The 15,150-nt window shown below is 55.2% G+C and carries 13 protein-coding genes; 8 read left to right on the top strand and 5 right to left on the bottom strand.

What is annotated here, in order from left to right; translation table 11 throughout:
- Nucleotides 1-63 precede the first annotated feature (63 nt).
- Nucleotides 64-597: a hypothetical protein gene (locus HMPREF2891_RS08135; protein ID WP_070664926.1), complete on the top strand. Its 534-nt coding sequence runs from the start codon at nucleotides 64-66 to the stop codon at nucleotides 595-597.
- Between the two features lie 128 nt (nucleotides 598-725).
- Entirely contained in the window at nucleotides 726-2,153 is a 1,428-nt protein-coding gene (locus HMPREF2891_RS08130; RefSeq protein WP_070664924.1) for an MBL fold metallo-hydrolase RNA specificity domain-containing protein, read from the top strand.
- A 24-nt stretch (nucleotides 2,154-2,177) separates the two neighbouring features.
- Here HMPREF2891_RS08130 and HMPREF2891_RS08125 read toward each other — a convergent pair whose 3' ends face one another.
- The gene (locus tag HMPREF2891_RS08125; RefSeq protein ID WP_070664922.1) at nucleotides 2,178-3,539 is read right to left on the bottom strand and encodes a family 4 glycosyl hydrolase; all 1,362 of its coding nucleotides are present in this window, start codon (nucleotides 3,537-3,539) and stop codon (nucleotides 2,178-2,180) included.
- 97 nt (nucleotides 3,540-3,636) lie between these two features.
- Between HMPREF2891_RS08125 and HMPREF2891_RS08120 the strand changes: the two genes are divergently transcribed.
- The 6 genes from HMPREF2891_RS08120 to HMPREF2891_RS08095 are packed head-to-tail and all read left to right on the top strand — an operon-like array spanning nucleotide 3,637 to nucleotide 10,140.
- Nucleotides 3,637-4,671: a carbohydrate kinase family protein gene (locus HMPREF2891_RS08120; protein ID WP_070664920.1), complete on the top strand. Its 1,035-nt coding sequence runs from the start codon at nucleotides 3,637-3,639 to the stop codon at nucleotides 4,669-4,671.
- A gap of 53 nt (nucleotides 4,672-4,724) precedes the next feature.
- Complete coding sequence (locus HMPREF2891_RS08115; RefSeq protein WP_070664918.1) at nucleotides 4,725-6,077, top strand: extracellular solute-binding protein; 1,353 nt, start codon at nucleotides 4,725-4,727, stop codon at nucleotides 6,075-6,077.
- Between the two features lie 4 nt (nucleotides 6,078-6,081).
- Entirely contained in the window at nucleotides 6,082-7,026 is a 945-nt protein-coding gene (locus HMPREF2891_RS08110; protein WP_233187635.1) for a carbohydrate ABC transporter permease, read from the top strand.
- On the top strand, nucleotides 7,026-7,835 hold the full coding sequence (locus HMPREF2891_RS08105) for a carbohydrate ABC transporter permease (RefSeq protein ID WP_070664914.1): 810 nt from the start codon (nucleotides 7,026-7,028) through the stop codon (nucleotides 7,833-7,835). The genes HMPREF2891_RS08110 and HMPREF2891_RS08105 overlap by 1 nt, the downstream gene beginning before the upstream one ends.
- A 60-nt stretch (nucleotides 7,836-7,895) precedes the next feature.
- Nucleotides 7,896-8,978, top strand: coding sequence for an LLM class flavin-dependent oxidoreductase (locus tag HMPREF2891_RS08100; protein ID WP_261666859.1), 1,083 nt, complete (start codon nucleotides 7,896-7,898; stop codon nucleotides 8,976-8,978).
- Nucleotides 8,971-10,140 carry an ADP-ribosylglycohydrolase family protein gene (locus HMPREF2891_RS08095; protein ID WP_070664910.1) on the top strand — a complete coding sequence of 390 codons (1,170 nt, stop codon included), beginning with the start codon at nucleotides 8,971-8,973 and terminating at the stop codon, nucleotides 10,138-10,140. Before HMPREF2891_RS08100 ends, HMPREF2891_RS08095 begins: the two co-directional genes overlap by 8 nt.
- A gap of 92 nt (nucleotides 10,141-10,232) precedes the next feature.
- Here the strand turns inward: HMPREF2891_RS08095 and HMPREF2891_RS08090 are convergent, their stop codons facing one another.
- From HMPREF2891_RS08090 to HMPREF2891_RS08075, 4 genes are read right to left on the bottom strand one after another with little or no spacing between them, the layout of a single operon-like run.
- The gene (locus HMPREF2891_RS08090) at nucleotides 10,233-12,161 is read right to left on the bottom strand and encodes an allophanate hydrolase-related protein (protein WP_148131756.1); all 1,929 of its coding nucleotides are present in this window, start codon (nucleotides 12,159-12,161) and stop codon (nucleotides 10,233-10,235) included.
- Between the two features lie 5 nt (nucleotides 12,162-12,166).
- Nucleotides 12,167-12,838, bottom strand: a complete 672-nt coding sequence (locus tag HMPREF2891_RS08085; RefSeq protein ID WP_070664906.1) for a cysteine hydrolase family protein — start codon at nucleotides 12,836-12,838, stop codon at nucleotides 12,167-12,169.
- On the bottom strand, nucleotides 12,835-13,779 hold the full coding sequence (locus HMPREF2891_RS08080) for a carbamate kinase (RefSeq protein ID WP_070664903.1): 945 nt from the start codon (nucleotides 13,777-13,779) through the stop codon (nucleotides 12,835-12,837). Before HMPREF2891_RS08080 ends, HMPREF2891_RS08085 begins: the two co-directional genes overlap by 4 nt.
- Complete coding sequence (locus HMPREF2891_RS08075; RefSeq protein WP_070664901.1) at nucleotides 13,776-15,149, bottom strand: YlbE family protein; 1,374 nt, start codon at nucleotides 15,147-15,149, stop codon at nucleotides 13,776-13,778. The genes HMPREF2891_RS08080 and HMPREF2891_RS08075 overlap by 4 nt, the downstream gene beginning before the upstream one ends.
- Nucleotide 15,150 lies beyond the last annotated feature (1 nt).

Here is a 15,150-nt window from a genome sequence, read left to right as displayed (position 1 = left end):
AGCTTGTAGCTAAGAGATACGAGTGCCGAGTGACGTTATGGAAACGGGCGGAAAGAGCAAACGATGTTTGAAGACGACGGGGTTGGTAAGACTCGCGCGTACCGTACATTCCCGAAAATGTGCGGCTTGATTAGGGAGGACTTGGAGCGCGTGTCAGACGGTTCTAACCCGGTAGTGGCTGGGTTTGACCGCACCGGTTACATTATCAACACGCTATCGGCGCTACGCGCATACTCAGCGGGAAGCCTGTTTAGTGGCAAGCCAGAGCTCGAGGTGCCCGTGCTGGACGTGATGATCGACCAATACAAACGCTACGGATACTTCATACAGGCAAGGCCGTGTAGAGATGCAGTGTTGCACTGGCTCGAAATGGAAGAACGAGCAGAGAGCGTGGGCGTCATGCCATTCACCATGTCGTACTTCGACATCATCGGCGGACGCGTCAGAGAACCGGATGAACCACGAGGATCAGAAACACCATACAAGCTAGAGGACTGGATCAAACGCGCCGAGCCATACTTTAGTGACCTGGTAGAGCGCTACGCGCTCGCGGCAAACGCGAGGGTGCACGAACAAGCAAACAAGTACTACAACTAGCGTCTGGGTACCCTTTCGCCACCCCGGCGGGTTGTCGTGCCAAGCATTCGCCGAAGTCTCCCCCTGCGAACGAGTGTGTGCTGCGTCATACTGGAAGTGTCTCGATTGCAAACGGATGGGTGAGGGACATGAGCGATTCGCTTGTTAGTTGCAGGTTTCTAGGTGCGGCTGGAACCGTGACCGGATCGAAGTATTTGCTTGAAATCGATGGCCGTAAAGTGCTGGTTGACGCGGGCATGTATCAGGGCGAGAAGAAATGGCGTGTCAAGAACTGGGAGCCGTTCTCCCCAAGTCCGCAAACTATTACCGACATCTTGGTTACACACGCTCACGCTGATCACGTGGCCTACCTGCCGGTGCTTGTGAAGCAGGGTTTTAGAGGCTCGATATGGGCTACGAGGGCAACTATAAAACTCGCTGAGATAGTCCTGCGCGATGCCGGCAACCTACAGGTGAATGACGCGAAGTCAGCCAAAAAGGGCGGCTACTCTAAGCACGAGAATCCGTTGGCCCTCTTCACTCCAGAGGACGTGGAGAAGACGCTGCAGTATTTCCGCCCCGTTGAGTTCGATACCGAAGTTGATTTTGGAGAGTTCTCCGCTCGCTGGGTGCCGGCCAGCCACATCCTCGGGTCGGCTTCGATTCTGATAAAGACAGGGGGCACGCGGATCCTCTTTTCTGGCGATCTGGGCAGGGAGAACCCGTACCTGCTCAAGCCGCGCGGGAAAACCCCGGCAGCGGATTGGGTGATTATGGAATCCACGTACGGTGACCGGCTACACGAGGTTGCCGAGGTGCCGCACGAAGAAATGGCGCGCGCGATCCGCGACACTGCGGCGCGGGGTGGAAAGATCGTGATTCCCGCATTTGCGATTCACCGTACGGAGTCGGTGCTCGCCCAGCTGGTGTCGATGATGCGCGAAGGGCGAATCCCTGATTTGCCGGTGTTTGTGGACTCGCCGATGGGTCTGCGTGCCCTCAGTGTGTACGAGGAGTTCGCGGACGAAGAGATGCGCAGCGGTATTGATAAGGAAGACTTCTTGGGCATTCCGCAACTGAAACAAATGCTGAGCGTGGAGGATTCGAAGAAGATCAATGAGTTCAAAGGCTCGTGCATCATAGTGACATCCTCAGGAATGTTGGAGGGCGGTCGCGTTTTGCACCACCTGCAAAGGTTGCTACCAGATCCGAAGAACTGCCTTATTATCACCGGATACCAGGCTGTGGGAACGCGCGGTCGTAAACTCCTTGAAGGCGCAGAATCGATCAAAATGCACGGCTGGTACGTGCCGGTTCGCGCTGAAGTTACGCAAGACCGCGAGTTCTCTGCCCACGCCGATCGTGACGAACTTTTGCGTTGGGTTGCGCAGGTCGGCCAGGGCGATGACGGCGAGGCGGGGAAGGCCCCGCACGCAGTGTTCTTGACGCACGGCGAGCCGCGGGCAGCCCAGGCGCTGGGCGAGCGAATCAAGCAGGAGCTTGGCTGGAATGTGGTTGTCCCGCAGTTTGGCGAGGTTGTGAGGCTTGCGCCAAACCCGGACTGGGTCAGGGATTAACGCAAGCCGCCTCTAGATCTGCAGCTAGTCGTGTCCGCGTAGCACGGCTTGCAGTCTTGGGTCCTCCAAGTAGCCGTCCAACACGTTGCGCGCCACGGCAATCGAGTCAACTAGCGGGTGGCTTGCAATAGCGTGCCAAGCGGCTCCCTCGTTGGACTCAAAGAACGCGCGTAGCAGTTCTTCTTCCACGGCTTTGACCGTTGAGACGAGGCCAAATTCAGGGCCGGTCAAGGGCTTTACCTGATGCGGGTGGATGCCGCCAGCGTCAACCGTGCAGGGAACCTCCACGACTGCGGATTCTGATAGTCCAGGCACTAGCAGGCCGTTCGGCCCATCGCTGTTTGCCACGTTGAGGATCATGGTTGCGGGCTCGCCCTTGGTGATGGCTTTCATGATGTTGAAGGCAACCTCTTGATAACCGCCGCCCATGTCCTCATTGCGGCGCCCGGCCCGCTCTTCCTCAGGACGTGATTCGGCCATGTACGTGGCTTCGCGCTCGTTGTGCGTAGCCTGCCACAGCTCGGCTGCCCGCTGCGGGTTGGCTGTTGCCGCCTCGTAAAACTTTTCTTGCTGGGCCCGCAAGAACTCTCCGCGCGTCTCATGCTCGTCCAGAATGCGCTGTAGCGATTCGCGCGCGTAGTAGTAGTAGAACAGGTACTCGTTAGGCAGAGCGCCAAGGGTTCGCACCCAGTCGAAGCCGAGGATGCGAGCCTCTTCAATATGATCGAGCATTTCGTCGGATGCGAGCAGCTCCGGCAGGCGGTCAACTCCGTCTACGCGTAGTTCGCGCAACCATCCGAGATGGTTGAGGCCAACATAGTCAAACTCAACATCGCTTGGCGAAACTCCTATCGCCGCGCACGCTTTGCGCATGAGGCCGATCGGGGTATCACAGATGCCAACAACGCGATTGCCTAGCACCGTGCGCATTGCTTGCGTGATGATGCCGGCCGGATTGGTGAAGTTGATGACCCACGCGTTTGGCGCCACTTCGCGCGCAGCCTCCGCTAAACGCATGGCCTCTGGCAGTGTGCGCAACGCGTACGCATTTCCGCCCGGACCCACCGTTTCTTGTCCAATAACGTGATTAGAAAGAGCCACTCGCTCATCGCGAACACGCCCATCGGTGCCGCCTACGCGGATTGCTGAAAATACGAAGTCCGCGCCAGCAAGCGCCTCGTGAAGATCGGTGGTCGCAGTGATTCGAGGCAGGTTAGGCCGATCAGAATACAATCCACGGATCACGTTTTCGATGACGCCCATTCGCATAGTGGAAACGTCATACAACGCTACGTCAGTGATCTGGAATACAGAATCATGCTTTGAGAGGACGTCCAGAACTTGAGGGACGCGAAATCCGCCGCCTCCAGCGATCGTTAGTTTCACGGGCGAATACCTTTCAGATCGAGGGAAAGCACAGTATCTTGCGCATACCCTCTCATCTTATTAAGTCTGCACACCTGCGTGGATAGTTCGGCAAGGGATGCGCGCATTGTTTGTCATGAACGAGATGTGGGGCGATACTGATCGAAACGGTACGCAGAAGGAAGCAGGCTGTATGTCTACCGGTGCAATAGCGGTTTGTGGCCCAACGTTTTTGGACGTGGTGATGGCTGGGATGCCACATGCTCCAGTGCTGGGCGAGGAGATGTGGGTTGAATCTTCGGCGCTCACCGCAGGAGGGGCTGCTAATCAGGCGGTTGCCGTGGCAAGGCTGGGGCACCCGGTAGAGCTGATAACTCGCCTCGGAAATGATCGAGCGGGTCAGATTGTGCGGTCAGTGCTTGACGAAAACAAGGTCGGTACCGCGTATGCTACGCCCGTTGAGTGCCAGTCTGTAACTGTTGCGCTTGCGTGGGACGCAGACCGGGCAATGGTCACCCATGGATCGGATGAAGGTGGCGCATTACCGGAAGACTTCGCACCTTCCGTGCTAATCGCAGACCTGCGTGCGATCGATAAGAATGTCGAGGTTGTGAAGAAGTGGCGCGCTCGCGGCACGAAAGTTATTGGTGACGTCGGTTGGGATTCTACGGGCGCGTGGCGCACCAGCGATCTGCTCCCGCTTGAACACTGTGATTATTTTGTTCCCAACGAGACCGAAATATTGCACTACGCCCGCTGTTTTGATGTTCGCCAGGCTGTTTCGATGATCGGTCAGCTGGTGGAAACCGATGCGCGAATAGTTGTAACAAGAGGCGGTCGTGGAGTGGTTCTAGGACCCGATAACTACCAGACTTTGCCTGGTATCTCGGTTGATGTGGTCGATCCAACGGGGGCGGGGGACGCGTTCAGCGCCGGGCTCGCCGTAGCCGTTGCTAATGGGGCAACGGAGCGTGAGGCCGTGTCTTTCGCCCTCCTTCTAGGCGCACTATCGGTTTCTAAGGCGGGAGGAGCTGGTTCTACTCCTACCGCTTCAGAGCTTGCAAAAAGGATTAAAGAGCTCGATATTCCTGGATCTTATGATTTGGGTTTCGTTCACCAATTTGTTAAATCACTCGGGTTTAACACCAAATAGTTTCGTGAGGTGAAACACTAGAGCAGACGGAGCAATTTTCGAAAGGGGAGGCAATGAGGCCTGCAAAGTTTATTGCACCTGCTGCAGTTGCGGCTGTGGCGCTAATGCTTGGAGCATGTGCTCCTGGACCTTCTAACGAATCGAGCCCCAGTGAGGGTGGTACGTCTAGTGAGGTCATTACGGATATTTCGAGCTTGCCTGAGCAGACTCTGACGGTTTGGGACCAGGAGGTTCGCGGAGGCCAGGATGAGCAGATGAAGCGCCTGAATGAGGCGTTCATGAAGAAGTATCCAAACATCACCATTGAGCGGGTTTCGCAGTCGTTTGATGACCTGCAAACTACGCTTCGCCTCGCACTTTCGGGTGATGACGCGCCCGATGTTGTGGAGGCAAATAATGCGCGGTCGATGATGGGGCAGTTTGTTTCGGCTGGACAGATCATTCCGCTGGATCCATGGGCGGATGCTTACAAGTGGCGCGATCGCTACTCTGACAGCATTCTTTCTTACTCTTCCTATTCGGCTGACGCCACGAAGTTTGGCGAAGGATCGCTTTACGGCTTGCCGCAGGTAGGCGAGGTTGTGGGTGTTTTCTACGCTCCTTCACGGCTTGAAGAGCTGGCCCTGCAGGTACCGAAGACGTGGGATGAGTTCAGCGACCAGTTGAAGACCATTAAGGACGCGGGAAAGACGCCGCTAATGCTCGGCAACGTAGATAAGTGGCCTGCGTTCCACCTGTTTGGCGCGGTTCAGGCCGCTCACGTTCCGGCGGACCAGGTGCGCCCACTTGGTTTCGGTAATGCGGGTGCTACGTGGAAGTCGGATGAGAACGTTGCGGCAGCGAAGCAGTTGCAGGACTGGGCGACGTCCGGCTACTTCAACGAGGGCTTCAACGGCGTTGATTATGACTCGGTCTGGCAGAGCTTTGCCAAGGGTGACGGCATTTACTTGATCGCCGGTTCTTGGCTCGCTCCGGATCTGATGGAGGCGATGGGTGACGACATTGCATTCATGGCTCCACCGATGGCGGGCGATAAGCCGGCAACAACCGGTGGCACAGGCTTGCCGTTTGCGATCACGTCTTCGGCAAAGGATCCGAACGTAGCCGCGGCATACATTGACTTCATCACCTCTGATGAGGCCATGCAGGTGCTTGCCGACACGGGCAACGTGCCGGTTAATGACGCTGCGAAGTATGCGGGTGGAACCAAGGGTGTTGTGGCAGACGTTTTGAACGTGTTCACAACCGTTTCTGAGGATGGCGAGATTCTGCCGTACCTGGACTACGCAACTCCGACGTTTGACCAGACGCTTGGTGATGCGTTGCAGCAGTTGATGGCGGGAACGATGACTCCGGAGGCATTCGTGGATGCTCTGGAGGCTGACTACGCCGGTTTTGCGAAGTAGGCACATGTCAACGGTTTCTAACGGTCCGCGCGCAGACTCAAAGAGTGGGGCTGCGCGCGGATCGGCCGTGAAATTTAGCCAGACTAAGCGAGGTAGTAATACGCTGGCCGCGCTGGCTTTGATGGCCGTGCCTTTCGCCGTATATGCGGCGTTCATGCTCTACCCGTTGATCCGCGTATTCCAGTTGTCTTTATATAAGTGGGATGGGCTGGGCTATTCAACGTTTGTAGGCTTTTCTAACTACATTGAGACGTTTTCGAATCCGCGGTTGTTGGCAGCGTTTTCGCACGCGCTGATTTTGATTATTTTTTACGCGGTTATACCCCTGTGCGTGGGCCTGGTTTTGGCGTCGCTGTTGACAAGGTCGCAGATTCGCGGTCTGGGATTTTTCCGCACGGTGGTGTTTTTACCGCAGGTGATCGCGATGGTGGTGTTAGCGATTGCGTGGCGAGGCATTTACGCCCCGGATGGGCCAATTAACGGGTTTTTGCGTGCGATTGGTTTGGGATCGTTGACGAGGGCGTGGCTGGGTGATTTCACGTTTGCTTTGCCCGCGGTGGGCTTGATTGGTTCGTGGGTGAGCCTGGGCCTGGTGACGGTGCTTTTGATGTCTGGCATGGCCGCGATTCCGCGTGATTTGTATGAGGCTGCGATGCTTGACGGTGCGGGCAGGGTGCGTCAGTTCTTCGCAATAACTGTGCCGTCGGTTCGCGCGGAGATCATAGTGTCTTTGACTCTGACGATTGTGGCGGCTTTGAAGACATTTGACCTCGTGTATGTGACCACATCGGGCGGGCCGGGAAGTGCTACAACCGTGCCGTCTTACGAGGTTTACTATCAGGCGTTTCGAATTGGTGAGGTGGGAACAGCCTCGTCGCTCGCAGTGGTGCTGACGCTGGTGATCTTCTTGATTAACTTGGCCCTCAACCTGGTGGGGGAGCGTGAATAATGAGACCCTCGCGTACGGAACAACTGATTAATTACGTGGTGCTCACGCTGTTTGCAGCGGGAGCGTTGGTGCCCATTTTGCGGATTCTGGTGCTGTCATTGCAGCCGGAGTCTTTTGGCGGGGAGGGTTCATTCCATTTTGAGAACTACGCGGCGGCGTGGGAGCAGGGGCGCTTTTCGGATTACATGCGCAACTCGATAATGGTGGCGTTGCTGGTGGTGACGGTGGCGCTGGTGTTGTCGATAGCTTCCGGCTATGTTTTGGGCGTGTTGCGCCCGCGCGGGGAGAAGATCTTATTCTTCACTTTCTTGCTTGGGATCATGGTGCCGTCTGAAGCAATTGTGTTGCCCTTGTTTTTTGATTTGAGGTCCCTGGGGCTTACGGACACGATTTGGGCTATTGCACTTCCCCAGATAGCGCAGTCACTGGCTTTCGGAACGTTCTGGATGCGCGCGTTCTTTAGGAGCGTGGATAGGTCTTTGATTGAAGCCGCGCAAATAGATGGGGCCGGAAATTTGCGGATTTTGAGGTCGGTTTTGGTGCCGATAGCCGTGCCAACGGTAGTTACGCAGGTGGTGCTGACGTTTATGTGGACGTGGAATGACTTCCTGATCCCGTTGGTCATGTCGCCATCGGGCAAGATGCGCACCGCACCGTTGGGGTTGGCGTTCTTCCAGGGCCAGTACACGCAGGGTTCGAGCCTGCTGGCTGCGGGTGCTGTGCTGGTAGCTTTGCCGATGGTGATTTTGTACTTTACCCTCCAACGCCATTTCATGGCTGGTATGACAGATGGGGCAGTGAAGGGCTAGATTCATAGCTTTTGTGAATCGCAGGCAAAAATTGCGTTCACCAGGTGGCTTTTGCTGGGCATGGGTAAGCTTTCAGGTATTGGAGGATTAGTTATGCGTGTTCCACTTTCTATTTTGGATTTGTCGCCGGTTTCTGCTGGTTTGGGTAGACGCCGGGCGCTGGATGATTCGCTTGAGTTGGCGCGCCTTGCGGAGAGCGCGGGGTACAAGCGGTATTGGATGGCGGAGCACCACGGTTCTCGTTTGTTTATGTCGTCGGCAACCTCGTTGTTGTTGGCGCGCGCAGCAGAACACACTTCCACGATTCGTTTGGGTGCGGGCGGCGTGATGTTGCCAAACCATTCGCCGCTAATGGTTGCGGAGTATTACGGTACGCTCGCAACGATTTATGGTGACCGGTTTGATTTGGGACTTGGCCGCGCGCCGGGCACCGATCCGGTGACGGCCTCGGCTCTGCGGCGCGGAAGCGGCCAGTTGGATGATTTCAGTGTTGATGTGGCCCAGCTAGTGCAGTATTTCCAGCCAAGCCCGGTTGACGATTTTGGTCTTGCTGGAGCGGAGGCCGCGGCGTTCGGGCTGTCTCCAAATCCCGCCTCGATCCGCAATAGGATTTTGGCGATACCCGGTGAAGGCACGGAGGTTCCGCTGTGGATGCTCGGATCTTCGCTCGGCGGCGCCCAGGTGGCGGCCGCGCTGGGCTTGCCCTACAGTTTTGCGTCGCATTTTGCACCTCAATACTTGCGTAACGCGGTAGCGACGTACCGCGCGAACTTTAACGCGGAGGCTCCCACGGCGCAGGTGGATCGCCCGGTGTTCATGGCGGGCGTGAATGTGTTGGTGGCGCCAACTCGGGAGGAGGCGAACTACCTGTTCACCTCTTACACGGATTGGAAGGATGGGCTTAGCAAGGGCAAGAATGAGCCGTTGTCGAAGCCTAATGCGGCCTTGCAGTATGACGTTGCAGCGCAAGGTTTGAATACTACGGCCGTGGTGGGCTCTCCTGATGATGTGGTGGAGTACCTGGATAGTTTTGTAGAGCAGTTCCGTGTGGATGAGCTGATTATCGTCTCTTACGCGTGGGATCCTGAGCTTCGCCGTCGGTCTTTCCAGCTTCTTGCCGACGCGTGGCTGGAGCGTGAGTGAATTAGGTGCGCCCACCCCGCAGCGCGGCAGGCTAGTGCGCGTGCGGCGCGAACATTCGGATGTGGCGCTATCTGCGGTGGGGGCGGTTTCGGCGATGGCCGTTGGGTCTGCCCTCGGCGTGCCGTGGGAGCTTATCGCTCCGCCCACAGACGCGCAACGTTTAGATTTGCGAGGACGCAGCGGCCTGTTTGATGAGGGCGAGTGGGGCGCGGACGTTCAGCTGGCTGTTTTGGGGCTGGAGGTAGCGGCTCAGAGCGCGCTAGGTTCGCAGGCGGCACTCGATCAGTTGGCTGTGCGAGTGATGGCTTGGTATCGCTCGCATCCGGCGCAGGTGGCTCCGGGATTGCAGTCGGTTTTACAGTGGGCGGATCAGCCCTCGCTTGCTCCAGCGCATTTGCGGGAACGGATTGAGCAAGAGCAGGGCGAGCCGTTGGGGGCCGCCCGTTTGGTGGCTGCGGCGAGTGCTCGTTGGGAGAGTTTGCGTCCGCGTGCACGCGTGGCTGGCAATGAGGTGTTTGCACTCATGGTGCCGGTGGCACTGTCTGCGGCGTTGGATTCTCGCGAGTGCACGCGGGTGAGTTTAGAGGTTGTGCGCATGGTGACGCCGGATCCGCGTACCGCTTTGCTGGCAGCCTCGTACGCGCAGTTGCTACGCGGGGCGCTCGCGGGTTTTGCGCCAGGAAAGCCATGGCAAGAATGCCTGGACTGGTATGCGGCAGTTGCAAATGTTTTGGATGGAATCGGCAGTCTGGGATCAGAATGTCCCATTTTTGGCGTTGCAGGCGTGGCGGGCGAGGACGAAGCGTTCTTGCTGTCGATGGTGCGAGGCGATGATGCGGGCGTAGCGTCTGGGTTGGGCGCTGGTTTGGATGCGGTGTCGGTGATGGATCGCGTGTTGGCGGCTGTCCGGGTGGCCGAGTGGGAGCAGCGCGGCAACGCGCAGTTGAACCCGGTTTGGGTGGGGGTCAGTTCCGCGGTGCGTGCGGGCGGGGACACGGACACGGTGGCTTGCCTGGCGGGCGCGTTGCTGGGCGCGGCGGCAGGGGTTGGTGCGGTGCCTGCGGATCTGACCGGCCAGGTGTGGGGTTGGCCGGGCTTGCGCCAGGATGGTTTACGCGATTTAGCAACGGCGGCGGTATACGTAGGCCTAATGCAGAAATAGTGAGGTTGTTTAGGAAATGTACATGGTGTAGAAAAGGTCGCGGTCCGTTGCTGACGCATTGGACCGCGACCCGGTAGTTTCTCTAGTAGAAACTATGCCTTCTTTGACGCGATGTACTTTTTCCATCCGCCGTGCTTAGAGATATCTGGATGTTTTATTGCCATCTCTTCGCTGTAAAGAATTCCTGGAACTACGCGACCATCAGCCAACGTTACAGGCCCGCGATATAGGCCTGCTGGCTCGCCTTCAATCACGCGAAGTAGGATTTCAGGTGACAGTTCATATAGCTCACCGTCAACTGCTACACCATTAGAGACAACTTTGTACATGCCTGGGTGGATATCGTCAATTGTGTGTAGACGATAATTTGGTGCTGTTGCGATTTCTTCTTTAAACTCGGCACCGGCAAGGTTGTCGTGCAGTTCAAGGCCACGCATAAGTGTTCCATTAACGAAGAGTAATTCGTCTGGAAGCGTATCATCGTGAAGATTTCTCTGCCACCAAGCAAACCCGGCGAGAATGGCCGCGAGAACGATATAACCAAGCGTTACGCCAGGTGACGCATTCACGCCTACCTCGTAAGCATTAATCAAACCGAAGAAGCTAAGTGCCGCTGAGATCAATGCAACTATGGATGCCGGATACAGTTTCTTGTCGATTACAAAGCAGGTAATCGCACCTAACAGAATTCCAACCAGCACCGCGCCTTGTCCAAGTAGTTTCATGCCATCGTAAATCACACCCGCGTCGACCAACGAAGCGATTCCCACGCTATCCGCTGTTGTGCCAGCGGCGGCAAGGGCATTCTCAACCTGTCCGGTGGCCCATTCTGCTAGGGACGGAATCATTGCAAGCACGATTGCAGGTGAGTAGCGGCTGGGTGATACATCGAATGCCTGGGAGCCGATGATAAGACCGATGTAGAGCAGAACCGGTACCAGTGCTTGCATCGGGAAGATTGCAAGGAATGTTGCAATTAGTCCGGTGGCACAAACAATAGCGACAATGATGCCGGTTACAAGGGAGTATCCAATTCGGCCACCAACCTGTTTCCAGCCGGGGTGCCCGACGTATACAGCGGGCGGGAATGGCGAACCGAGGAAGGAACCGATGATGGCTCCAAGTCCATCCGCGGTCAGGACTTGCCTTACGGAGAATTTATCTCCTGCTGCTGCGGCGCTTTCTACGTTGGTCATGCCTTCCGTGAAGTTGTAAATACCGAGGGGAATAGCTGAGGCCAAGAGCGGTGCGATATCACCAAGTCCAACTATGACGTCATTAGAAGGGATAGGAAGGTAGAAGCCCACGTTAGCGAATGATTCCGCAACCGCAGACGGTACTAAAATTCCACTCCAACCTGCTAGAACGGCTACCCATGCCACAACCGTCGCGACAATCACTGCTACCAAACCAACAGGTGCATCGAAAGGCATACGCCTTCCTGCAAGCCAGCCAATGAGGATGAACGCGAATGCAATAAAGGCAATCCAGGGTGCTTGCCACATTTGACCAGCAGGACGCATTGCGATGAACGTGATTGAGATACCAGCCAGGGCACCAAGGAGTGCGGCACGTGGAATAGCTTTTCGTATCCAAGGACCTATCATGGCACCGATTAGCACAATGCACCCGATGATGAATGCCCAAGCTAGCCCAGCCCGCCAAGCTTTAATCGCATCACCGGACTGCAGGTATACGGGTAGCATGACAACGAATACAACTATGAACGTGTGCGGCACGGATGGGCCATAGGGAAGAGCTGTAACATCGTTCCTGCCTTCCTTCTTGGCAAGACTCCATGCAAGCCATGCATACCAGATGTTTCCTAAGGGCAGTGCGATTGCTAGAGCTGGCAAGACACGACCATAGACTATTGTCTCCGGCATCTTAACAACAGCCAAACAGAGGCCAGTTAGAACGATGACGTTGAGGAGTACGTTAGTTCCTAGGCCAAATAGGCCATTCCAGTCCCCTTTAACCCATAGCTTAGGTTTTGAAGTAGTTGCGGTCTGTATTGACATTGTGATCACTTGGCCTTGTCGATTGATTCAATAAGAGTGGTAGAGTCACAAACCCAACCAATGATTGCACCCTGAGCAGAGAACTGTTCAAGCGCTGATTTCTTAAATTCTGGGAAGTAAGAGCTGGTGCAATCTGACAAGATAATGCATTCGTATCCGCGATCGTTTGCTGCACGAGCTGTCGACTGAACACAAACTTCGGTGGTAACACCTGTGATGATGAGTGTCTTTATACCCTGGGCTCGGAGCATTACGTCAAGATCTGTTCCGTAGAAAGAATCTTTGCCGGGTTTATCGAGAATGACTTCCCCATCAGCGGGATAGAGCTCGGGGATAATATCGTGGCCTTTTTCTCCACGAACGAGGATACGCCCCATAGGTCCTTGGTCGCCGATGCGAAGTGATGGGTTTCCGCGGTCGCGTTTGGCGGGGAACAGATCCTTAAGGTCGGGCCTATGTCCTTCTCTCGTATGAATGATCAATAGTCCCATTTCCCGGGCTCTATCTAGCACCCGCTTCGTTGGCTCAATAGTTTCCCGTAACGGTGAGACATTGTTGCCGAGTGTTTCGCCGAAACCACCTGGCTCCATGAAATCGCGCTGGAAATCAATGCAAATAAGTGCAGTTGAAGCCGGATCCCATTCGACGTTGAATGGGTTGGCTTTTGTGATAATCATAGGTTCTCCTCCGTGATGCGTGTGCCACCGTTGCCTCTCATAGCTTCGGCAGCCGTGTTTATGTTGGTTATGATGACTTGTTTGCCTCCACCTTCTAGGAAGGAAAGAGCGGCCTCTATTTTTGGACCCATGGACCCAGCAGGAAACTGGCCGTCGTCTAGCCATTTACGCATTTGGGTACGGCTGGTCTGCAGGATGTTGCTTTCGTGTTCCGTGCCCCAGTTGAGAACGACGTTGGGAACGCCGGTAAGAAGTATTAGGGTGTTTATTTCAGCCTGAGCTGCCATTAGTGCAGAAGTGTAATCCTTGTCGATAACGGCATCGATCGGAACCAAACGTCCACGATTTTCTACAAGTGGTATCCCGCCTCCGCCGCCTGCGATTACGATTTGGTCATTGCGCATCAGGGTTGCTACTGCTCTGGACTCTAGAATGGTTTTAGGTTTAGGACTTGCCACAACCCTACGAACCATTCCGTTGCGTACTTTTACCGTGTCCCAACTGGTTGGAGCTTCCTGTTTAGCCAAGGCCATTCCAATTGGTTTGTTCGGATTGTTGAACGCTGGATCTTCGGCATCAACAACGCAGTGTGTAACGACTGCTACCACTGGATAATCAAGCCCTCTTTCACGGAAAGTATTGGAAATAGCATTGGTTAGAATGTGCCCGATTCCGCCTTGAGAATCAGCCACTGCCAGCCACAGCGGTAAACTTGGGATTTCGATTGACTTCGAGTCTCTAGCCGACCGCTCAGCGCGTTGCATGATGAAGCCAACTTGGGGTCCGTTTCCGTGGGTAACGGTAACGTTGTATCCATCTTCTACAAGATCAGCTATCAATCCACCTATGGTTTCTGCACGACGATTCTGGGCTTCTAAGGTGGGTGGTTCGTTCTCTTGAACTAGCGCGTTTCCTCCCACAGCTACAAGTACCGATTTCATGTCAAGTTCCTCAGGCGTGCGATTTCGCGAATCGCACTAAGGAAAACTTCCTTTGGTGCGCGGACGATGCCAGCGCCAATTTGGCCGATGCCGGCTTTTTTGTGAGCAATACCGGTATTGATGACGGGCAAAATGTCGGTTTCGGATACTTTTAGAACGTCGATTCCTGAAGGGCTACCAGCAAAGTTCAATGGAGGTAATTGGAAAGCTGGATGCTGAGATATGGTGATGCGCCCCATCTCAACCGAAATCTTCAAAGCGTCGGAAGGTGCACCGCCAACAAACTTCGTGATAGCCGGGGAAGCGGCCATAGCGAATCCACCGATTCCCAGGGTCTCCGTAATGGCCGAATCTCCCAGATCTGGATTCGCATCTTCAATGGAGTAGCCAGGGAAGAATAGGCCATCAGCAGGTCCTACTTCAGCAGTGAACCATGTGTCACCGGTGCCTGCAGTTTGTAATCCGAATTGGACACCATTGCGTGCCATCGCAACCACCAGCGTTGAGTTTTCTGTTCCTCTCGCTGCATCCATGCACAACTTTGCAGCGGCCATAGATAGGTTTAGTGCGAAATGATCGTTTGAAGCAAGGAACTCGAGGGTCTCTCGACCTCCGTCCAGAGTTGATAAGAATGGCGCGAGTTTTCGTGTGAATAAACTCGTAGCAGCAACATTCCTGTTATGCCCCTCATCTCCCATTGCGAGTGCCTGGCCGAAGAGGGCAGTTGTATCTAAGGGGCCTGTTATATCAAGACTCCTGTTCAAGGTCGGACCAAGAACATCGCGCATCCACTCCAGACGCTGGATGACTTCGTCGTCATAGGCTCCGAACCGCAGAACCTTTCCTAGGCCCTCGTTCATTGAGGCGTAGGCTTTTCGGTCTCCATCAGAAACAACAAATACCGGCATAGAGGGAGAGAGCACCCCTGCCATGGGACCTACGGCGCCGTAATGGTGGCACGGAGAGACTTGAATTTCGCCAGAGTTAAGTAGGGTAAGCGCTTCGTCTTCGTTCTTTGCCCATTTTTCGAATATGCTCGCGCCAATCAGGGCTCCTTGCATAGGCCCGCACATTTGGCTGAAAGAGATAGGAGGTCCTGCATGGAGCAACAGTCGTTGTTGCAATGCGGGGATTGCTTCTTTGGCTGGAATAATTCCTTGCAACTGTGGTCGTACTGAGTGAACCTTCGCAATTGCTTCCTCGTTAGCTTTGCGAGTCACGTTGTCATCCAGCATGGAGGTTAGGCGAGCGATTTCGATGTCTCCAAAGGATGGTGGCTCCCATTGCAGATGCACGACTCGATCCGATGGTACGGCTTCAACGATCAGTGGAAGACCGATATTCAATATTGAATAATCTTTCGAAAACATG

Origin of the sequence: Actinomyces sp. HMSC065F11, from assembly GCF_001813085.1 — a bacterium.
Lineage (GTDB): Bacteria > Actinomycetota > Actinomycetes > Actinomycetales > Actinomycetaceae > Gleimia > Gleimia europaea.
This window is presented reverse-complemented; position numbering and strand designations above follow the sequence as displayed.